Origin of the sequence: Proteiniphilum sp. X52 (assembly GCF_003712195.1) — a bacterium.
Taxonomy (GTDB): Bacteria; Bacteroidota; Bacteroidia; order Bacteroidales; family Dysgonomonadaceae; genus Proteiniphilum.
Window position 1 is genome coordinate 30,312 of record NZ_RDSD01000007.1, and the last position, 21,621, is coordinate 51,932.

Sequence of the window (21,621 nt, forward strand, 5' to 3'; positions counted from 1 at the left end):
CTAAGGACGACAATCTATAAGGCAAGTTCAGCAACAAACCGGTTTTATTTTTTCGTTTTTATTCCTCCTTTTTATCCAATAACTTGGCGGCTTCGCACACTTCATTATACCATTCCTCTCCGAATTTTCTGATCAAAGGTTCTTTCAGGAAGCGGTAAAGAGGAACTCCCTCTTTTCTTCCGAGCTTCACGGCCGGCTCACATACTGACCAACGATGATAATTGACAGCCGTGAAATCTCTGTACTCTGCCAATCTTATAGGATAAAGATGGCACGAGACCGGTTTGCGGACGGATATCCGCCCCTGCCGGTAAGCATTGTCGATGGCGCATTTGCACACACCCTCGGCATCGAAGTAGGTGAACACACACTCTTTTCCGTTTACAAGGGAGGTAACCAGTTCACCGTCGTAATCGGTATAGGCGATCCCCTGCTTGTTGATCACCTCCTGTGCTTTTGGGGAAAGATCATCCCATATTTCGGGCAGAATACCTTCTATCTCCTGAAATTCCTCTCTGGTAATAGGCGCGCCCGATTCTCCTTCCACGCAACATTCTCCCTTACATTTACAAAGGTCACAAATAAATTGTTCCTCGAGTATCTCGTCAGACAAGAGCGTATGCTGAATTTGTATCATTATTGTTAATTTGAAATTTGAACTGAGAAATTGAGAACTGGGAAATTAATTTTTCACTCTTCATTCGCCCATTCACCGAGTCCCGCAGCCTGCTGCTCTCCCACTCTTAAAGCCCTCCTGTATCTCCCGAATAAAAGAACGGTACACAATGCGCTGGCGGAGGCCACGAGAGCAAACCACCCGTCGACCGGCATTTCCTCAATCGCGCTCATCCACCGGGTGCCGCCCCAGAAATAATGCAGCACAATGATGAAAGCATTATTCACAAAGTGGAACAGGATAGGAGCCCACAGATTCCGCGTGTAAAGGAAGAGATATCCCAACAGAGCGCCCAAAAGGAGTCTCGGTAAAAATCCCCAAAACTGGAAATGGACCAGACTGAATACCAGTGCCGTGATCCAGACAGCCAGATGTCCGTTCGGGAACTTCTCCTGAATAAACTGTTGCAAGGCTCCACGGAAAAACATCTCTTCCGACACTGCTGCCAACCCTGCCACAATAATCAGGTTCAGGATAAGACTTCCGATGGTCTTACCCGACAGCAACAAACCGGTGGTCTCGAGGGCAGCATCTTCCATGGAGCGCAATACCTGCTCCACTTCATCCATAAACGCAGGAAGCTCCATCCCTTTGTTCCATTGTGACAGAAACGAGGCCAAACAGTAAGAGAAGATAAAAGCCAGCACGGCGAATATCATTTTTTCGCCCATCCGGCCGTTGGCGGTCATCTTCAGGTAACGCACCGGGGCAGGGTGAGTCAAAACAGCAATAAAATATGCCGGCAAAGCGGTGCCCACCACCGATTGCATCACCGAGCCCACATAAATGGCAGTCACTCCCTCTCCGCCGTCCACTCCCGGTATCATCAGAATAAGATTTGTCAGGATACCGGCTGTGATTACACCAATCAGCAGAAACAAAAAAAGCCAGGCTATCTTATAGCCGGGTGTGAGGGACGAAAATAAGGGTTTCATTGCCGCTGTCATTTAAAGTGCAAAGGTAGTACAATAATCCGGAACCAGAATTGGAGCGGGTGCAATAAAATATTTTTTGCAGATTAAAAGAATAACACTAATTTTGCAATCTTATTTTTAAGGATGTTTCAAACGGTTGAATTTTACGCACTTTCAACAAAAAACAATCATTTTCACATATTATAATGAAGTCAACACTGAACAAAACGAACGATGTGAATGGAACCATCGTCATTGAACTGGAAAAAACAGATTATCAGGAAAAGGTGGATAAATCACTGAATCAATACCGTCAAAGGGCCAATATTCCCGGATTCCGTCAGGGAAAAGTACCCAAAAGCCTGATCCGGAAATTATATGGGAAAGCTATATTGGTCGACGAAATCAATAAAATAGTCTCCGACGAGATAGGGAATTTCATCCGCGACAATAAACTTAAAGTTCTTGGGGAACCCCTGCCGGCTGACAACCTGGATGAAGAGATAGATCTGGAGAAAGACGAAGTACTCAAATTCTCATTTGACGTGGCGCTTACTCCCGAATTCGACCTGAAGCTCGACAAAAGTGTTGAACTGACCTCATATAACGTGCAACTGGAACCGGAACTCCTCGAACGGCAGTTGGATGCCTATAAACAGAATTACGGCACTTATGTTTCCGTGGAAGAGGAAGCGAAAGATACCGACCTGATCAAAGGCATCCTCGTAGAAATGGATGCTGACAAGGAAAAAGAGAACGGCCAGGTAATAGAAAACGCCATCCTGATGCCTTCCTATATGAAGGATGAGGAGACTAAAAACCGCTTTGTCGGAGCCAAAGTAGGTGACAGCGTGCTACTCAATCCCCGAAAGGCCTACGACAATAACGAAGCCGAAATCGCGTCACTGCTGCAAACCACTAAAGAAAACGTGGCGGAGATGAATTCCGATTTCCGGTTCGATATCAAAGAGGTGACCCGCTATAAGGAAGCGGAAATGAATCAGGAACTTTTCGACAAAGTGTTGGGTGAAGGAGCAGCCACTACGGAAGAAGAGTTCAGGACAAAGGTGGGAGAAGAACTGGCGAAACAATTCAAACCGGACACCGACCATCTGTTCATTCACCAAGCACGGGATCTCATTGTAAAGATGATGGAAACCGTGACATTCCCCGACGAACTGTTGAAGCGTTGGTTGCGCGAAGCCGATGAGAAACGCACAGCCGAAGAGATAGAAAAAGATTTTCCGAAAATCCTGGATGACCTGAAATTCCATGTGGCAAGACAAAAAATCGTGGAAGAAAATGAGATCAAAGTCGACTTCACAGATATTGAAGCGCTTGCCACAGAAGTGGCAAGGGCGCAGTTTGCCCAATATGGAATGACCAACCTGCCGGCAGATGTGCTGCAAAATTACACCAAGAGCCTGCTCGAAAAAGAAGAAACAGTCCGTAACCTGTACGACCGGGCTACCGAAAACAAACTTATCGACTGGCTAAAAGAAAATGTGACCCTGATTGAAAAAGAGATCTCATCGAAAGATTTCAGCGAATTAATGAGCGGACACATGCATCAACACGGTGAACACACAGAAGAGCACGCTCAGGATGAAGATGTTGTGGAGGAAATCGTTTCCGACAACAGCGTGACAGAAGAGGTGGCCGACGCACCTGCCAGGGAAGAGGGTACGGAGTCAACCGAAAAACCGGCAAAAAAAAGAAAAACATCGACAAAAAAATAAATAGCTGCCGGGCAACCTATCGATTGTTTACCAGGATTTTGTTTTGTAATTCGATAATTGGTTATATATTTGTTGTATAATTCCAATACCGGCAAATGTGGCTGACTGTAAATTTGGCACTCTGTTTGCTGTTGCTTTATTGGCAATAATTAGAATTATAAAGATCAAATCAAATTTTATGCATAACGATTTTAGAAAATATGCGGTGAAGCATCTGGGCATGAACGGCTCCAGATTGGATAGTTACATGAATATCACCAGCCAGGGAGGATACATCTCCCCCACCATCATCGAGGAGCGTCAGCTCAACGTGGCACAGATGGATGTCTTTTCCCGTTTGATGATGGATCGTATTATCTTCCTCGGCACCGCGGTCGACGATTATACGGCCAATGTGATCCAGGCTCAGTTACTCTATCTCGACTCTTCCGACCCGGGAAAAGATATCTCTATCTACATTAACTCTCCCGGCGGGTCAGTCTACGCGGGATTGGGTATCTACGACACCATGCAATTCATCTCAAGCGACGTATCCACCATTTGCACCGGTGTCGCGGCTTCAATGTCAGCCGTATTACTGGTAGCCGGTACCGAGAAAAAACGGTTCGCCCTGAGCCACTCCCGCGTGATGATCCATCAGCCGTTGGGAGGTGTGCAGGGACAAGCCTCGGACATAGAAATTACCGCCCGTGAAATCGCAAAGATCAAACAGGAGCTTTACGCCATCATATCCACCCATTCGGGTAAACCCGTTGAGGAGGTGGCCAGAGATTCCGACCGCGATTTCTGGATGACGGCAGCCGAGGCCAAAGAATACGGCATGGTGGATGACGTCCTGACAAAAAAGAAATAAACAATGGCTAAAAAGGCGAATAGCAGCAATCATTGCAGCTTCTGCGGAAGAAGCGAACAGGAAGTAAATCTGCTTATTTCGGGGATGACCGGCTTTATCTGCGACATGTGCGCTGAGCAGGCACACGAAATCGTGAACGACTCGTTCCAAAGCAACAAGAAGTCAGACATCGGATTGTCCCTCTCCTCACTTCCCAAACCGGCACAGATCAAAGAGTTTCTGGATCAGTACGTGATCAAACAGGAGAGTGCGAAACGTTTTCTGTCGGTATCGGTCTACAATCACTACAAGCGTATCTTGCAAAAGAATACCAAGGATGATGTGGAGATTGAAAAATCGAATATCATCATGGTAGGTGCCACAGGCACGGGTAAAACATTACTGGCCAGAACTATCGCGAAGATGTTGCAGGTTCCCTTTACCATTGTGGATGCCACTGTGCTTACTGAAGCCGGCTATGTGGGAGAGGATATAGAGAGTATTCTCACCCGTCTGCTTCAGGTCGCTGACTATAACGTGAACGCCGCGGAAAGAGGGATCGTTTTTATCGATGAAATCGATAAGATTGCCCGTAAAAGCGACAACCCTTCTATCACCCGCGATGTGAGTGGAGAAGGAGTACAGCAGGGATTACTGAAACTGCTCGAGGGCTCGGTGGTGAACGTCCCGCCCCAGGGTGGCAGAAAACATCCGGAACAGAGGATGATCGCCGTAAATACCAAAAATATATTGTTTATTTGCGGGGGTGCCTTCGACGGGATAGAGAAAAAAATCGCCCAACGCCTCAACACACGTGTGGTGGGCTATGCCGCCAGCAATCAAAGTTCGGTAATCGACCGGAATAACCTGATGAAATATATCACTCCGCTCGACCTGAAGTCATTCGGGCTGATCCCGGAGATCATCGGGCGACTTCCGGTGCTCACCTACTTGGAGCCGCTCGACCGGGATGCACTGCTGCGCATATTGGTAGAGCCTAAAAATTCGATCATCAAACAATATCAGAAGTTATTTGAGATGGATAACGTAACGCTCACTTTCGACCACGAAGCTTACGAATTTATCGTCGACAAGGCGATCGAATTTAAACTGGGAGCGCGCGGATTGCGTTCTATCGTAGAAGCTATCATGATTGAGGCGATGTTCACCCTTCCATCTTCCACTGAGAAGAAAAAAATGCACGTCACGCGTGAATATGCGGCTCAACAGTTGGAGAATTCGGATCTCCATCATTTAAGAGTCGCCTGAAACCTATTCCATTCACCAGATATAGGAATTGCCCGGCCGGTGAAAGCCGGTTGCGTGTGAATCAAAAAAAAACGCATGTTCAGCTTGCGTTTTTTTCATGTGTCCATCCGGCCGTCCGTCATCAAATTTATACGGATTTACAGCACAACCACAGATATTCATTTTGTATTACAATAATCTTATTTGGAAATATAAAATACTTTCCTAAATTTGTGCTTGCCTTTCGGAAAAAGGCAGATTTGATTACAGAGTGATTTGCTCAATGGAAAAACAAGATTCAATATACAAAGGGTTAAAGAAATATTTCGGATTCGATACTTTTAAAGGTAACCAGGAGGCTATAATTAGAAATATCTTGTCGGGAAAAGACACTTTTGTATTAATGCCTACCGGTGGCGGAAAATCACTCTGCTACCAACTCCCCGCGCTGCTGATGGAGGGAACGGCGATTGTCATTTCACCGCTTATCGCACTGATGAAAAATCAGGTGGACGCCATGCGCAACCATAGTGAAGAAAACGGTATCGCCCACTTTCTCAACTCCTCCCTCAATAAGCAGGAGATAGAAGAGGTGAAAAGAGACGTGCTCTCCGGCAGGACAAAGATGCTGTATGTGGCCCCCGAGTCGCTCACCAAAACCGAAAACGTGGAGTTCCTCCGGAATATTCCCATATCATTTTATGCTGTGGATGAGGCACACTGTATTTCCGAGTGGGGCCACGATTTCCGGCCGGAATACCGGCGCATCAGGCCTATCATCAGTGAGATCAGCCTGCGGCCTATCATCACTTTGACCGCGACGGCCACACCAAAGGTACAGCACGATATCCAGAAGAATCTCGGGATGACTGACGCGGTGGTATTCAAATCATCTTTTAACCGTCCCAACCTTTATTACGAGATTCGGAATAAGACGGAGCAAATAGACAGGGAGATCATCAAGTATATTCTCTCCCAGGGCAAAAAATCAGGAATTATCTATTGTCTGAGCAGGAAGAAAGTGGACGATTTTGCAGAGATCCTGCAAGCAAACGATATCAGGGCATTACCTTACCACGCCGGAATGGATGCCGCCACGCGCAGCCATAATCAGGATGCTTTTCTCATGGAGAAGGTGGATGTGATTGTGGCGACGATTGCCTTTGGCATGGGGATCGATAAACCTGACGTACGTTATGTGATCCATTATGATATTCCCAAGAGCCTTGAGGGTTATTATCAGGAAACCGGCCGTGCCGGACGCGACGGGGGTGAGGGAAAATGCATCGCATTCTATTCAGAAAAAGACCTGCAGAAATTAGAACGTTTCATGCAAGGTAAACCGGTCTCGGAACAGGAGATCGGAAAACAACTGCTGCTGGAAACAGCCGCTTATGCGGAAACATCCGTATGCCGGAGGAAAGTGCTGCTGCACTACTTTGGCGAAGAGTATAACGAACCGAATTGTGAACATTGCGACAATTGTTTAAATCCCAAGAAGAAAGTGGAAGCGAAAGAGTTACTTATTACTGTATTGGAAGCGATTACCGCTCTCAAAGAAAAACAAAAGGCCGATTATCTTATAAATTTCCTCATAGGAAAAGAATCATCTGATATAGAGACGTACGGGCATAATGAACTGGAGGAATTCGGATCGGGAGCCGATGAAGAAGAAAGCACCTGGGAGGTGGTTATCCGTCAGGCATTACTCGACAACTATCTGAAAAAAGACATCGAGAACTACGGCATTCTCAAGATTTCCAAGAAGGGAAAAGACTTCTTGAAAAGCCCCGTCTCCTTTAAGATAACGAAAGATGAGGAGGATGAGGACAGCATGAGCGATCCGGAAAGCGATGATTCGGATGTGATCTCTGCCGGTGGAAGCGGTGGAGCTGCCGACCCCGTGCTTTTCTCCATGATGAAGGACCTGAGGAAAAAACTGTCGAAAAAACTGAACGTTCCTCCTTATGTTATTTTCCAGCCTTCGTCACTCGAAGCCATGGCCACCTCCTATCCCATCACACTGGAGGAATTGCAAAATATTCCCGGAGTGGGTGCCGGAAAAGCAAAACGTTATGGCAAAGAATTCGTCGATCTGATAAAGAAACACGTGGAGGAAAACGACATCACCCGTCCCGAAGATCTCCGCGTGAAGACGGTCGCCAACAAATCGAAACTCAAAGTGTCTATCGTACAGGCCATTGACAGGAAGGTGGCGCTTGACGACTTAGCGGAATCAAAAGGTATTGATTTCAACGAAATGCTGTCGGAAGTAGAAGCCATTGTATATTCGGGAACCAAGATCAATATCGATTATTTCCTCAATGAAGTGATGGATCAGGATGTACTGCAGGATATCTACTCCTATTTCAAAGAGACCGAGACAGATGATCTGGAGAAGGCGCAGGAAGAATTGTCAGATTATACAGAAACCGAAATACGCCTGGTTCGCATCAAGTTCTTCTCCGATATGGCGAATTAAGGTGGGAAAGTGGGAAAGTGTTATTTCTTTCCCCCTTATTCTAAATACAACAAGCGTATGCGATATTTACAACATATAAACAGTCCCGACGATCTGAAAAAACTCAGCATGGAACAACTGGAAACAGTTTGCGGCGAACTGAGGGAATTCATCATCGAGCAGCTTTCCAACAATCCGGGTCATTTTGGGTCGAGCTTGGGAACAGTGGAGTTGACCGTGGCGCTGCATTATCTCTATGATACCCCCTACGACCGGCTGGTCTGGGATGTGGGACACCAGGCATACAGCCATAAGATACTGACCGGCCGGCGCGACCGGTTTTCAACCAACCGCAAGCTGGGAGGTCTTTCCGGATTCACCAACCCGAATGAGAGCGAATACGACACTTTTGCCGCCGGCCATGCCTCCACCTCCATCTCTGCCGCGCTGGGTATGGCCGTGGCCGCCAATCTCCGCAAAGAGACAGACCGGCATATCGTTGCCATCATCGGCGACGGCTCCATGACCGGTGGATTGGCTTACGAAGGGATCAACAACGCCTGTTCGCAACCCAATAACTTGTTGATCATCCTCAACGACAATGACATGTCGATCGACAACAATGTGGGGGGAATGCAGGATTACCTGGTAAAACTGACCACTTCTGCAAAATACAATAAGGTGCGGAACAATCTCTACCAGGGTTTCAAAAAACGAAATCTGATTTCGGAAAAAGAAAAGAACCTCGTGCTTCGGTTCAATAACAGCGTCAAATCCCTGATAACCAAAGAGCAGAATCTGTTTGAAGGATTCAATATCCGCTACTTCGGACCTGTGGATGGGCATGACCTGCCGGGATTGATCCGTATACTCCATAATATCAAAGATATGCAGGGTCCGAAGTTGCTCCATATCAAAACCGTCAAGGGCAAAGGGTTTAAGCCTGCTGAAAAATCGGCCACCATCTGGCATTCACCGGGTCTTTTCAATAAAGAGACCGGCGAGCGGATCCTGAAGGATAATGCAAACCAACCCCAGCTTTACCAGGATATTTTCGGTCATACGCTGGTGGAGATGGCTGAGAAAAATGAGAAAATCGTGGGAGTGACTCCGGCCATGCCCACCGGTTGTTCCATGACGTTTATGGCAGATAAGTTTCCCGAACGAACCTTCGACGTGGGTATTGCCGAAGCACATGCCGTGACCTTTTCCGCCGGCATGGCAAAAGAAGGATTGATCCCGTTTTGTAACATTTACTCATCGTTTATGCAACGGGCATACGACCAGGTGATCCACGATGTGGCTCTGCAAAACCTCAAAGTGATATTCTGCCTCGACAGGGCCGGATTGGTGGGGCCCGACGGTCCCACCCACCATGGCGTGTTCGACCTGGCCTACCTGCGTCCTATACCCAATCTGGTAATCTCGGCTCCTTACAACGAACACGCACTGCGCGACCTGATGCATACGGCCGTATATGGGAACGAAGGACCTTTCGCGATCAGGTACCCCCGCGGCCAAGGTGAGTTGATCGAATGGAAAAACGAACCCGATATCCTTCCTATCGGTAAAGGGAGAAAACTAAGAAAGGGAAAAGATATAGCCCTCCTCTCCATTGGCGCGATCGGCAATAATGCGGCAAGGGCAATCGACGAAGCGGAGAAATCGGGCATCAGCGTGGCCCATTATGATATGGTCTTCCTCAAGCCCATCGACGAGGAGTTGCTGCACCAGGTGGCAAAGAAATTCAGATATATCATCACCGTGGAAGACGGGGTCATTAAAGGAGGATTGGGGAGCGCCGTCCTCGAATTCCTCGCGGAAAACCACTATACTGATGTGCATCTGCTCCGCATAGGTATCCCCGATGAATTCGTCACCCACGGATCAGTCAGGGAACTTCAGCAGATCACCGGAATCGATGAAAAGGGTATTCTGGGACATATTACGCGTGTGCACCAGGAGGCCCGGGGAATGCATGCACATCTGCTGCCACCGCATGACAGGATAAACCCTGTCGTACCGATACGAGACCGTTGAGATAGTGAATCATTAACTGCAAAAGATGCAATGAAGATTTTGATAGCAGGTGCGGGCGCCGTCGGAACCCATCTGGCGAAACTTCTCGGACAGGAAAATCACGACATAACACTTATCGATGCCGATAAAGACCGGCTTGCCCTTATACGCGACAACAGCGACATACTTACCTTTGTCGGGAATTGCATGTCACTCAAAGATCTCACGGAGGCAGGCGCGGCCAATACCGATCTTTATATCGGTGTGACTCCTGAAGAGTCCAAAAACATGACCTCCTGCATGCTTGCCTCCAATTTAGGAGCGAAAAGGACGCTTGCGCGCATAGATAATTATGAATACCTGTTGCCCAAGAACAAAGAATTCTTTGAGAAGTTGGGGATCCACTCCATGATCTACCCGGAGCTTATCGCGGCCAGGGAGATCGCCATGTCGCTTAAAACACCATGGACCCGCTTCTGGTGGGAGTTATGTAACGGCACGGTGATCCTTGCCGCCGCCAAAGTAAGGGAAAACGCTCCTATTGTAAACACCTATCTGTCCGATCTCACACAGACAAACAAGCGTTTCCACATGGTGGCTATCAAGCGTAACACACACACCCTTATACCTAAAGGAAGCGACCAGATACTCCCTGATGATATTCTCTATTTCACCACGCTCAGGAAACATATAGATTCACTTCCCGAACTGTTCGGGAAAAAATCGTTCGAAACAAAAAAAGTGATGTTCATGGGAGGTAGCCGTATCACGATGAGAACAATTCAACAACTTCCTCAGAACATCAGCATAAAGATCATTGAAAGGGATAAGGAACGTGCCCAGATGTTAGTCGAAATGGCTCCATCCAATGTGACTGTTTTTGTGGAAGATGGGAGGAATACCGAATTTCTTCTGCGGGAAAGCATCGCCGATACCGACGCCTTCCTCGCCCTTACCGGCAATTCCGAGGCCAATATTCTGGGATGTATAATGGCTAAACAGTACGGGGTGAAAAGGACAGTGGCCGAAGTAGAGAATATAGATTACATTTCGATGGCGGAACGGTTCGATATCGGAACAGTGATCAACAAGAAGCTGATTGCCGCCAGCAAGATCTATGAATTGTTGCTGAAAGCCGATGCTTCCAATATAAAGAGCCTTACCATTGCCGACGCGAATGTGGGGGAAGTCATTGCCAAGCCCAACTCCAAAGTGACGAAAAAACTGATCAGGAATTTGAACCTGCCCTCTGACATCACTTTCGGAGCGCTTATCAGAAACGGAGAACCCATGCTGGTGGATGGAGACACATTGATTGAACCCTATGATCAGGTAGTGGTGTTTTTCCTGAATAAATCACTGAAAAGTATCGAAAAATTATTTAATTAAATTGTGTCGGGGCAGATATTGCATCCCTGCCCATGCATATGTCCCCGGCTCCACTACGACGCATGCAGAGATTTAACTATCAGTTTGTATTGAACACCATAGGTCTGCTCCTGATAATTGAAGCGGTCTTCATGCTCTTTTCCGCACTCGTGGGCGAGTATTACAACGAAACGGCCGTAAGGAGTATTTATCTTTCGGCGCTCACCAGCTTCGGCTCCGGAGTGCTCCTCTCATTTCTGGGAAGAAAACGGAAGCGTACCTCGGGTAACCTCACCAAACGGGAAGTTTTCTTTACCGTCACGCTCTCATGGTTGATGATGACGCTGTTCGGCACATTACCTTACTTGTTCAGCGGCGCCATTCCCTCTTTTACAAACGCCTTTTTTGAGAGCATGTGCGGTTTCACCACTACCGGCAGTTCCACCTTGGTCAATATTGAAGCATTTCCCAAATCACTTCATTTCTGGCGTAGTTTCACGCAATGGATCGGAGGGATCGGGATCATCATCTTCGTCCTCTCGTTTATGCCTATCTTCGGGGGGATCTCAGGCCAGTTCTATGAGGCAGAAGCCACCGGCATCGCAGAGGAGCTGTTCCGCCCGCGTATCAGCGAGATCACCAAGCAGATGGCACTTACTTATCTCGGCCTTACGGTTGTCGGATTTTTCTTTCTTTGGGCAGGCCCGATGGACGCGTTCGATGCAGCTTGCCATACACTCACAGCCATTTCCACAGGGGGGTTTTCCACCAAGCAGACAAGCATCGCCTTTTTCAATTCTCCCTATACGGAATATGTGATTACCCTGCTCATGTTCCTGGGTGCCACCAATTTCCTTCTCATCTCGGCGCTTGTCACACGCTTCAAGATTACTATTATCAGGGATGAAGAGTTCAAATGGTATTTCCTGATTATCATCCTTTTCACCGTGGGGATCACAGCAAGCCTGTTGACTTCAGGGCAGATGGGCGACCTGGAGCAAACTTTCCGGATAGCGCTCTTCCAGGTGGTGGCGGCAATCACCACCACAGGATTTGCCACAACCGATTTCCAGTTGTGGGGTTCCGGCTACTGGCTTCTTTTCCTGACGATGATCCTCTTCTGTGGCAGTGAAGGCTCCACTTCGGGCGGGATGAAGATCTCGCGCCTGATAGTGCTTTCCAAAAACGCGCTATTGGTTTTCAAGCGGCAGGTACATCCCAACGCGCTTTATGTGGTGAAGATGAACGGGAAAGTGATCACCGGCGAAACCATGTCCCGCCTATTTGCTTTTGTCTTCCTGTATATCACCCTCACGGTGATCAGTGCCGTGATATTGGGGCTTACCGGAATGAATTTCGAAGAATCGATCGGGGTTTCCCTTTCCACCATCAGCAACTACGGCTTCGGATTAGGCTCTTACGGGCCCAGCGGCACGTTCGAATCAGCGACGCCTTTCATGAAATATTACCTCTGCTTCCTTATGCTGGTGGGGCGCCTTGAAATATTCACCCTACTCTCGTTGTTTATCCCCGGTTTCTGGAAAAGGTGATTCACTCTTCACTCTTCACTCTTCATTCTTCACTCTTCATTCTTCACTCTTCACTCTTCATAATTAATTCCTGAAGTAGACCGTATCGTCAATCGCGTCGATAATGATTGGTTTTGTCTTATCCACTTTTCCTGCCAGCAGGTCTTTCGAAAGCTGGTTCAACACCTTGCGCTGGATCAACCGTTTTACCGGACGCGCACCGAATTCAGGGTCAAAACCTGCCACCGATATACTTCTGACCGCTTCATCGGTGTACCTCAGTTCGACGCCGTTCTCCGACAACATCTTCCCTACAACACCGAGCTGGATGCGTACAATCTGTTCGATTTCCTCTTCCTTCAGCGGGGCAAACATGATGATATCATCGATCCTGTTCAAAAACTCCGGACGGATAGTTCTTTTCAGCATATCCATCACCAGAATCCGGGTGTTTTCGATGATCTCCTCGCGGTTCGAAGGCGTGATCCTTTCAAAATTCTCACGGATCAGGTTCGACCCCATGTTAGAGGTCATGATGATGATGGTATTTTTGAAATTCACCACCCTACCCTTGTTGTCGGTCAACCGACCGTCGTCGAGCACCTGCAACAGGATATTGAACACATCGGGATGGGCCTTTTCAATCTCATCGAACAATACCACTGAATAGGGTTTACGGCGGATAGCCTCAGTGAGTTGTCCACCTTCATCGTATCCCACATATCCCGGAGGCGCTCCAATCAGCCGGGTAGCACTGAATTTCTCCTGATACTCACTCATATCGATACGGGTCATCATATTCTCATCGTCGAATAGGTATTCTGCCAGCGCTTTCGCCAACTCCGTCTTACCGACACCCGTCGTACCCAAGAAGATGAAGGAACCCACAGGACGTTTCGGATCGCTCAATCCGGCACGGTTACGGCGCACCGCGTCAGCCACGGCAGAGATAGCTTCCTGCTGGCCGACGACACGCTTATGAAGTTCTTCTTCAAGATGAAGCAGTTTCTCCCTTTCGCTCTGCAGCATCTTGCTCACAGGAATACCGGTCCACCGCGATACCACATCGGCAATATCTTCAGCATCCACCTCCTCTTTGATCATGGCACGGCCCCCCTGGCGTTCATGCAGTTGCTTCTGCAACTCTTCTATCTCATTTTCTTTTTCCTTGATCGTACCATAACGCAATTCAGCCACCTTGCCGTAATCACCCTCACGTTCGGCGCGCTCAGCCTCGAATTTGGCATTTTCTATGTCAATCTTATCCTGTTGTATCTTATTGATTATTTCCTTTTCGGACTGCCATTTGGCCTTGTATTCCGATTCTTCAGCCTTCAAGTCTTCAATCTGCCTGGTAAGCAGCTCCTCTTTTTGCGTATCCTTTTCACGACGTATTGCCTCCCGCTCGATCTCCAACTGCTTGATTTTGCGCATGATCTCATCCAGTTCCTCCGGCACGGAGTCTACCTCCATACGCAGTTTTGCCGCTGCCTCATCCATCAGGTCGATCGCCTTGTCGGGCAGGAAACGATCGGTGATATAACGGCTCGAAAGCTGTACGGCAGCGATAATCGCCTCGTCTTTGATGCGCACCTTATGGTGATTCTCATACCTCTCCTTCAGACCGCGAAGGATCGAGATTGTATCCGATTCACCCGGTTCGTCCACCATCACTGTCTGGAAACGGCGTTCCAGCGCTTTATCCTTTTCGAAATACTTCTGGTATTCATCCAGCGTAGTAGCTCCTATGGCACGCAATTCGCCGCGCGCGAGGGCCGGCTTCAATATATTGGCGGCATCCATCGCTCCTTCACTTTTTCCCGCGCCTACCAATGTATGGATCTCATCAATGAAAAGGATGATCTCCCCTTCCGACTTCACCACTTCGTTGATCACCGACTTCAACCGTTCCTCAAATTCTCCCTTGTATTTTGCTCCGGCAATGAGCGCTCCCATGTCGAGAGAGTATATCTGCTTGCTCTTGAGATTTTCCGGCACATCACCCCGCACGATACGATATGCCAGCCCTTCGGCAATAGCCGTCTTGCCGGTTCCCGGCTCACCGATAAGGATGGGATTATTCTTGGTGCGACGGCTTAGAATTTGCAAGACACGGCGGATCTCTTCGTCCCTGCCGATCACAGGATCGAGTTTACCGTTACGGGCGCGATCGGTAAGGTTTACGGCATATTTACCCAGCGACTGGTAGGTATCTTCCGCCGACTGGCTGGTCACTTTTTCCCCTTTGCGCAACTCTTTTATAGCTTCCTGCAACTGGTTCAGTGATATGCCCGCATCTTTCATCATCTGCGACGCGCTGTTCTTTTCATCCAGGATAGCCAACAGCAAGTGCTCCAGAGACACAAACTGGTCGCCCATCTTGCCGGTAAAATCAACAGCTTTCCGGAAGATGGCATTGGTCTCACGGCTCAGCATCGGATCTCCTCCCGACACACGGGGGAACGATTCAATTTCCTTGTCGAGCACTCTCTCCAGGTTTTGAGAATTCACACCCAGTTTCTGGAACAAAAATCCGGTTATATTTTCGCCCACCAGCATCACCCCTTTGAGCAGGTGTGCCGGCTCAATCATCTGCTGATTGTTCCCTTGTGCCAGGTCGATAGCCTTTTGTACCGCTTCCTGCGCTTTTATCGTAAAGTTATTAAAGTTCATATATTGTCTCCTTTCTTATCTTATTGTTAAACGTGGCGGCCGGCCCAAAAGTTCCAAAGAATACTGGATTCCCAACCCGCCTCACGCTGATTTATATCAGATTGTGGTCAAAATCTTTGCCAAAGCATATAATCTGACTTTTTGGCAGCCATTTTAGTTTTATCATAATAAATTCCTGTTTTTCAATATGATTACATATATTTGTGTGTTGGCTGCAAGTACCTAAGAGCAAAAAGTGTCGGATAAAGTAAAATCATTCCAACTTGGGGATTAATTTCACCCTGGTTACCGGCAACCTGAGTTAACATCATTTTTGTACAAAAAATGGCATTACTGTTGAGTCATGGTCTCCTTTGGCAAGAGGAAAGGTTTTTGGAAATGAAGTATTAAAAGCAATTGCCGAAAAGCACAATAAGTCCGTTTCCCGGATTTGTTTGCGTTGGGTAATTCAACACGAAGTGATTGTAATTCCGAAATCAAGTACGCTTCAAAGATTTGAAGAGAATATCCGTATTTTTGATTTTGAATTGTCCGAAGAAGAAATGGAAACAAATAAACGAACTTCCGGAAATGGGGTTTAGCGGAGAATTACCCAATATATGGCCGGACAGTATTGATGTGAGAAATTTCCTATTTCCTATTTCCGGATATTGGGTGATTCCAATCCGTACCCTTTTTTCTTGTCCAGCACTTTGAGATAAAAAGCCAGCGCCAACGCGGCCACTCCAAACGCGGCAAAAATAACCATCGGAACCGTGTAGTTGTATTTTATATCTTCTCCTGCCAGAATTCGTTCTGCCACACCGGGATTGGATACTTTCAATGACCATCCGATCAGGATGGGTGTCAGCATCAAGCCTATATTCTGTATCCAGAAAATAATGGAGTAAGCCGATCCCAACACTTTGTTATCTACCAGCTTGGGTACTGAAGGCCACAAAGCGGCCGGCACCAGGGAGAATGAAATACCCAACAGAATAATAGCCCCCAAAGCCACGGCAAAGGTGAAATTCTCTACCGGGGTCATGGCAAAAATCAAATGGCAGATAATTACCAGCAATGAACCGGCGAACAACATTGTCGCGGCTTTCCCTTTGTGGTCTATAAACCAACCCAGAAAGGGAGTTAGAATCATCGCTCCGATGGGAAAATAGGAGAATAAGTTTCCCGCTTCCACGGTCGTCATACCCAACCGGCTCTCCAGCATACCCGTAGCAAATTTCTGGAACGGGAAAATGGCTGAATAAAAGAGGACACATAATCCGGCAACCACCATAAATGTCTTGGAGGTAAAGATAGCTTTCAAATCGCTTACCTTAAATTCCTCTTCGGGATCTGAAGCGGTTCTAAGGCTATCGGTCTGGGAATCGAGTTTTTTATCGAAGAAGAAATAAACGGAAAACGACAGCAATCCTATCAATAGCAACAACGTGCCTACTCCCACCGAAAGCGTTATGCCCCCTTGTTCGGCCAAATAAGGCGACAGACGGAATACGGAAAATACACCTAATCGGGCGATAGCCATTTCCAACCCCATTGCCAAGGCCAATTCCTTTCCGGCAAACCATTTGACAATTCCTTTCGAAACCGTGATTCCGGCCATTTCAACTCCGCAGCCGAAAATAGCAAAACCCACGCACGCCACTTTTGCTGAAGCGGGGAAACCGGTCCAGAATGAATGAAAGAAATCATATCCGAATCCTCCGGCGTTGAATTGATCACTGATACCATACAGTTTTATGGAAGCACCTACCACCATAAGTATTCCCGAGAGGATTGCCGACCGCCTCACCCCGATCCGATCCAGGATAATTCCCGCAAAGATCAGAAACGCGGCGAATACATTTAAAAAGTATTCCGACCCGGCGACTGCCCCAAACGTGTCGGGAGACCATTTAAGGGAAGTTTCCAACTGGGTGCTCAACGGTGCCAAGACATCGATGAACATGTAAGCAAAAAACATGGTAAGGGCAAGCAGGATCAATGCGGTCCATCTGGCCACAGGCGAATCACGAAGCGTGTTATGAATTTTTTCCACGATTTAAATATATGTTTAGAGCATTAAACTATTCTTCGTTCTATTTTTTTAAGTGGCAAAGATACGAAATCCGGAAACAATATACCATAAAGGGATGATTTAATCTTATTTTACAGCCCCTCCACCTCCAGGCGGTTAAGGAATGAAGTGGTCTTGCGTATTTCTTTATACATCACAATATCTTCATCGATGAAGGGAACCTCTTTGCGATAGGATTTCAGTATCCTTTCAATTAACGGGGATGATTTAAGGGGACGCCTGAATTCCATCGCCTGCGCCGCATTCATCAGTTCAATGGAAAGGATGATATCCAGATTATCCATCACTTTGAGCAGTTTGACAGCCGAAGTGGCGCCCATGCTCACATGATCTTCCTGACCGTTGGACGAGACGATCGAGTCGGTACTTGCCGGAGCACAATACATCTTATTCTGGCTTACCACCGACGCGGCCACATATTGAGGGATCATAAAACCTGAGTTAAGACCGGGATTGGCCACCAGAAATTCCGGGAGTTCCCGCTTGCCGAGGATAAGCTGGGCGGTGCGCCGTTCGGAGATATTCCCCAGTTCCGCCAGGGCAATGGCCAGGAAATCGAAAGCCACGGCAAGGGGTTGTCCATGGAAATTACCACCCGAAATGATCTGGTCATCATCCGGGAAAATGGTAGGGTTGTCGGTCACGGAATTGACCTCGGTCATCACCACCGATTTCACATAATTAATAGCATCTTTGGTCGCGCCATGCACCTGTGGCACACAACGGAAGGAATAAGGATCTTGCAAATGTTTCTTTTCTGCTGAGATGATGTGGCTTCCTTCCAGGAATCTGCGTATATTCCTCCCTGTTTCCAATTGTCCCTGATGAGGCCGTATAAGTTGTAGTTTCTCTTCAAACGGTTCGATATGGCCGTCGTATGCATCCAGCGACATGGCGGCGATCAGGTCGGCTCGTTTGGATAACCGCTCCGCTTTCATAATGGCATAGACTCCGTGGGCCGACATAAACTGTGTACCATTGAGCAGCGCCAGTCCTTCTTTGCTCTTCAACCGGATCGGCTTCCAGCCGAATTCATCGAGCACCACGCCTATATCCTGTTTTTTTCCTTTGTAAAAAACATCCCCCACTCCGATCAAAGGGAGGAAGAGATTGGCCAGCGGTGCAAGGTCGCCTGAAGCGCCCAGTGAACCTTTATCGTACACGACGGGTAGGATATCGTTGTTGAACAGGTCGAGCATCCGTTGCACCGTCACCACCTGCACTCCGCTATAACCCAATGAGAGGGCATGTGCTTTAAGCAGGAACATCAGCTTGACAATCAATGGAGGCACCTCTTCACCCACGCTGCAAGCATGTGATTTCACCAGATTTTCCTGAAGTGTGCTCAGGTCGTCATTCGAAATCGTACGGTTGTACAATGAACCAAATCCGGTAGTGATGCCGTAGATCGGTCCTGTTTGATTTTCCATTTTCTTATCAAGGTAATCCCGGCATTTTTGTATCCGCTCCTTGGCTTGGGGAGCCAGTTCCAGCTTTATATTCTCGGTAATGATCCATTTCAGGTCATCCAATGTGAGCTCTTTTTCCCCTATATAATAGATATTTTTCATACTCCATTAAATTACAGATTTCACCCAATCAGTCATTTCGTTTTCCTTGGTAATAGTGTCTTTTTCAATCCTTTCGCATTTTTCTTTGAGTTCTTCCACAAACACGGTATCGTTGATACCTCCCAGGTTGACACGGACATTGAGCAAAGCTCCCATAATGGCGGTACGACAAGCCATCAGGCCGACCATCCCGTCGGTCACGGCATTTTTATTTCCCTTTCGGATCGTTTCAATGATGGTATCTAACATTTTATGTGCCCGTTCCGCCACTTCCATCGGGACGAGCGAAGCGACCTTCATGGCTTCCTGAATTTTTTCGCCACGCAGTTTTTTTTGTTCATCCGTCTCTTTGGGCAGTTTGTAGGCATCCATCACCAAACTATAGGCATCAGCGTCACGATCGATGTCGTCGATGAAATGCAGCCTGTTCTCTTCCATCTCTTCCACGATTTCCCTCATTTGCTCCTCCACACCGGCATAATTTTTCTTGCCCACGGTCAGGTTAGCCATCATCCCTGTCAATGCCGAAGCGATGGCGGCATTCAATGCCGAAGAACTGCCGCCGCCTGGAAGAGCTTCATTGGCTGCGGTTTTTTCAAGAAATCCTTTCAAAGTCAAATCTTGTAGTTTCATATTTTGAATGTTAAAAGTGAAAAATGAAGAATGAAGAATGAAGAATGAAGAGTGAAAAATGAAAAGTGAAAAGTGAAAAGTGAAAAATGAAGAGTGAAAAATGAAGAGTGAAGAGTGAAGAATGATATGTTCAGTTTTTTAAATTTCTCTTTGATGTTTTCACTATCGTGACGAGTAAAGCGATTAATTCATTACAGTTAGAATTCATCGGTATAAAGGTATCATTGTCAATATAGGATGAATCTTTCAAAAGAGAAATCCAGTAAATAGTCTCATTGGCTTCCTTCAAAGCGATACTCATTTTATGAACAAAATCAGACTTACTTTGTGCAAATTCCGCTTCTCTAATTAAAGCTCCAATAGCTGTTCCGCTCCTCATTATCTGGCGACTCAAAATATATTCATTTTGCTCTTTTTGTAATTTCTTCACCAGTTGAATTATTTGAAGAGCAAACTGATAACTTTTTATTTTCAATACTGAATCAGCCATATTTCATTCTTAATTCTTAATTCTTAATTGTTACATATCATCACATCGTTGACAGTTCTAAGTTTCTTAGACGTATCACCACATCGTTGACAAACCCTATAGGGTTTGCGCCTTCTAAAGAAGGCAAAATATCAAGAGATCATTGACATATTGCATTTTAAGACAAGGGCATCACAAATTCAAAATAGTGATAAACGACCCCTTTGTGTTTTACCACCAATAGATGTTTATCTATTTGAACAATAGCCTCCACATAGCAGTAGACCAGATCTTCAGTGACCGTAAAGGTGCTGTTCAAAAGATGGAGTTTCAAATCACTCCTGATGAAACGGATAAAAATCAATTGGCCCGTTTCGATAATTGGCCTTTTCGTCAAATCCATTTCCCTTGTAAGTTTTGAGAGATATTTCATTTCTTTCAACAGCTCATCAGGAGTCTTGTTGTTTTGCGATGAATACCTGTGATGGGAATTATGGAAATCGGAAAATTCCCTTGACTTCCTTTGCATTTCATCCAATGAAGAAAACGGGGCGCTAAGAAAATGGTTTTTGACCGTATCATTGAACTTTTCCACCACACCGTTTCTCCAGGGTTCCGCAGGCGGTATAAAGATAGGGGTCACCCCGCAACTGATGGCTGTCCTCAATAACAGACCCAGTCCCCTGGGGTGCCGGTTGCTACCCCGGAAAGATAATTCATTATCCATTTGAAGATAGTCCGGCATCTGGTAAAGCCTCCAAAAATCAACTATTCCGGGAACGATACTCTTTGCCGACTTGTTGGCAATCGGATAAGTTCCGGCCATATGGTTGTTTTTGTCGATGACAGTGAAAACGTAGAACTTGAAACCACCCTTCAGATATCGCGGCCCGATCAAGTCCATTTGTTGGACATCGTGGTAATGATCCGGATATTCTTTGGATTTGCCGATAGTTGTTTTGGACTGTTTTATCAATCCGTTCTTTTTTAGAACCCTGTTTATGGTTGAAACAGAAGGGGATTGTATCCCTAACCGCTTCAGCTCATATAGGATACTTACCGCCCCTTTCTGGGAATAAGGCTTTTGTGAAAGTCTTTTCCGTACTTCAATAATGGAGTGTTCAACATCCGCCGGTAATTCCCCGGACTGTTTATGGGGAGCCCTTGAATGCTCCCTGTACCATTCCGGATCGGAGGTGTTTTGATATCTTGAAACCCATTTGTAAACCCATTGACGGCTTTTTGAAAGCTGCGTGGCTATCGAACTTGCTGACTCATCCTGCAGGTGTAATTGTACTGCCTCTTGTCTTAATTTTTCTTCGCTGTTCATATTTTTTTGACAGCAAAGTTGGCAATATTTCAAAGAACTCTTTTTCTATTGTAAACGATCTGATGACACAGATTGACAATTA

16 protein-coding genes are annotated in these 21,621 nt (G+C 46.8%); 8 read left to right on the forward strand and 8 right to left on the reverse strand.

Going from position 1 to position 21,621, the window contains the following annotated elements; all coding sequences use genetic code 11:
• Positions 1-58: 58 nt before the first annotated feature.
• Entirely contained in the window at positions 59-637 is a 579-nt protein-coding gene (locus tag D7D25_RS07380) for a DUF3109 family protein (protein WP_122968337.1), read from the reverse strand.
• A 53-nt stretch (positions 638-690) separates the two neighbouring features.
• Positions 691-1,611 carry a CPBP family intramembrane glutamic endopeptidase gene (locus tag D7D25_RS07385; RefSeq protein ID WP_158602569.1) on the reverse strand — a complete coding sequence of 307 codons (921 nt, stop codon included), beginning with the start codon at positions 1,609-1,611 and terminating at the stop codon, positions 691-693.
• Positions 1,612-1,796: 185 nt separating this feature from the next.
• Here D7D25_RS07385 and tig point away from each other — a divergent pair, with 185 nt between their 5' ends.
• From tig to D7D25_RS07420, 7 genes are all read left to right on the forward strand, one after another.
• The gene (gene tig, locus D7D25_RS07390) at positions 1,797-3,329 is read left to right on the forward strand and encodes a trigger factor (protein ID WP_122968339.1); all 1,533 of its coding nucleotides are present in this window, start codon (positions 1,797-1,799) and stop codon (positions 3,327-3,329) included.
• A gap of 178 nt (positions 3,330-3,507) precedes the next feature.
• On the forward strand, positions 3,508-4,182 hold the full coding sequence (gene clpP / locus D7D25_RS07395; protein WP_122968340.1) for an ATP-dependent Clp endopeptidase proteolytic subunit ClpP: 675 nt from the start codon (positions 3,508-3,510) through the stop codon (positions 4,180-4,182).
• A 3-nt stretch (positions 4,183-4,185) separates the two neighbouring features.
• Entirely contained in the window at positions 4,186-5,430 is a 1,245-nt protein-coding gene (gene clpX, locus D7D25_RS07400) for an ATP-dependent Clp protease ATP-binding subunit ClpX (RefSeq protein ID WP_122968341.1), read from the forward strand.
• Between the two features lie 262 nt (positions 5,431-5,692).
• On the forward strand, positions 5,693-7,891 hold the full coding sequence (gene recQ, locus D7D25_RS07405; protein WP_122968342.1) for a DNA helicase RecQ: 2,199 nt from the start codon (positions 5,693-5,695) through the stop codon (positions 7,889-7,891).
• Positions 7,892-7,948: 57 nt separating this feature from the next.
• A complete protein-coding gene (dxs, locus tag D7D25_RS07410) occupies positions 7,949-9,910 on the forward strand; it encodes a 1-deoxy-D-xylulose-5-phosphate synthase (RefSeq protein ID WP_122968343.1) in 1,962 nt (653 codons plus the stop codon).
• 30 nt (positions 9,911-9,940) lie between these two features.
• Entirely contained in the window at positions 9,941-11,278 is a 1,338-nt protein-coding gene (gene trkA, locus D7D25_RS07415; protein WP_122968344.1) for a Trk system potassium transporter TrkA, read from the forward strand.
• A 62-nt stretch (positions 11,279-11,340) separates the two neighbouring features.
• On the forward strand, positions 11,341-12,807 hold the full coding sequence (locus D7D25_RS07420; RefSeq protein ID WP_122968345.1) for a TrkH family potassium uptake protein: 1,467 nt from the start codon (positions 11,341-11,343) through the stop codon (positions 12,805-12,807).
• A 63-nt stretch (positions 12,808-12,870) separates the two neighbouring features.
• Here D7D25_RS07420 and clpB read toward each other — a convergent pair whose 3' ends face one another.
• A complete protein-coding gene (gene clpB / locus D7D25_RS07425; RefSeq protein ID WP_122968346.1) occupies positions 12,871-15,459 on the reverse strand; it encodes an ATP-dependent chaperone ClpB in 2,589 nt (862 codons plus the stop codon).
• A gap of 353 nt (positions 15,460-15,812) precedes the next feature.
• Between clpB and D7D25_RS18255 the strand changes: the two genes are divergently transcribed.
• Positions 15,813-16,040 (forward strand): aldo/keto reductase, encoded by a 228-nt coding sequence (locus D7D25_RS18255; protein ID WP_221407978.1) that lies wholly within the window; start codon positions 15,813-15,815, stop codon positions 16,038-16,040.
• 56 nt (positions 16,041-16,096) lie between these two features.
• On the opposite strand, the gene D7D25_RS07435 is transcribed toward D7D25_RS18255, so the two are convergent.
• The 5 genes from D7D25_RS07435 to D7D25_RS07455 form a co-directional block, all read right to left on the reverse strand.
• Positions 16,097-17,500 carry an MFS transporter gene (locus D7D25_RS07435; protein WP_370453847.1) on the reverse strand — a complete coding sequence of 468 codons (1,404 nt, stop codon included), beginning with the start codon at positions 17,498-17,500 and terminating at the stop codon, positions 16,097-16,099.
• A gap of 107 nt (positions 17,501-17,607) precedes the next feature.
• Positions 17,608-19,107, reverse strand: coding sequence for a histidine ammonia-lyase (gene hutH / locus D7D25_RS07440; protein WP_122968347.1), 1,500 nt, complete (start codon positions 19,105-19,107; stop codon positions 17,608-17,610).
• Positions 19,108-19,113: 6 nt separating this feature from the next.
• A complete protein-coding gene (locus D7D25_RS07445; protein ID WP_122968348.1) occupies positions 19,114-19,740 on the reverse strand; it encodes a cyclodeaminase/cyclohydrolase family protein in 627 nt (208 codons plus the stop codon).
• Between the two features lie 130 nt (positions 19,741-19,870).
• Positions 19,871-20,230: a four helix bundle protein gene (locus tag D7D25_RS07450; protein WP_122968349.1), complete on the reverse strand. Its 360-nt coding sequence runs from the start codon at positions 20,228-20,230 to the stop codon at positions 19,871-19,873.
• A 157-nt stretch (positions 20,231-20,387) separates the two neighbouring features.
• The gene (locus D7D25_RS07455; RefSeq protein ID WP_122968350.1) at positions 20,388-21,539 is read right to left on the reverse strand and encodes an integrase core domain-containing protein; all 1,152 of its coding nucleotides are present in this window, start codon (positions 21,537-21,539) and stop codon (positions 20,388-20,390) included.
• Between the last annotated feature and the right edge of the window lie 82 nt (positions 21,540-21,621).

Bases quoted from the DNA above. Each gene is read 5' to 3' on its own strand.
- clpB (WP_122968346.1), bottom strand. From the start codon at position 15,459: ATGAACTTTAATAACTTTACGATAAAAGCGCAGGAAGCGGTACAAAAG.
- dxs (WP_122968343.1), top strand. From the start codon at position 7,949: ATGCGATATTTACAACATATAAACAGTCCCGACGATCTGAAAAAACTC.
- trkA (WP_122968344.1), top strand. From the start codon at position 9,941: ATGAAGATTTTGATAGCAGGTGCGGGCGCCGTCGGAACCCATCTGGCG.
- D7D25_RS07455 (WP_122968350.1), bottom strand. From the start codon at position 21,539: ATGAACAGCGAAGAAAAATTAAGACAAGAGGCAGTACAATTACACCTG.
- hutH (WP_122968347.1), bottom strand. From the start codon at position 19,107: ATGAAAAATATCTATTATATAGGGGAAAAAGAGCTCACATTGGATGAC.
- clpP (WP_122968340.1), top strand. From the start codon at position 3,508: ATGCATAACGATTTTAGAAAATATGCGGTGAAGCATCTGGGCATGAAC.
- D7D25_RS07380 (WP_122968337.1), bottom strand. From the start codon at position 637: ATGATACAAATTCAGCATACGCTCTTGTCTGACGAGATACTCGAGGAA.
- D7D25_RS07385 (WP_158602569.1), bottom strand. From the start codon at position 1,611: ATGAAACCCTTATTTTCGTCCCTCACACCCGGCTATAAGATAGCCTGG.
- D7D25_RS07445 (WP_122968348.1), bottom strand. From the start codon at position 19,740: ATGAAACTACAAGATTTGACTTTGAAAGGATTTCTTGAAAAAACCGCA.
- tig (WP_122968339.1), top strand. From the start codon at position 1,797: ATGAAGTCAACACTGAACAAAACGAACGATGTGAATGGAACCATCGTC.
- clpX (WP_122968341.1), top strand. From the start codon at position 4,186: ATGGCTAAAAAGGCGAATAGCAGCAATCATTGCAGCTTCTGCGGAAGA.
- D7D25_RS07420 (WP_122968345.1), top strand. From the start codon at position 11,341: ATGCAGAGATTTAACTATCAGTTTGTATTGAACACCATAGGTCTGCTC.
- recQ (WP_122968342.1), top strand. From the start codon at position 5,693: ATGGAAAAACAAGATTCAATATACAAAGGGTTAAAGAAATATTTCGGA.
- D7D25_RS07450 (WP_122968349.1), bottom strand. From the start codon at position 20,230: ATGGCTGATTCAGTATTGAAAATAAAAAGTTATCAGTTTGCTCTTCAA.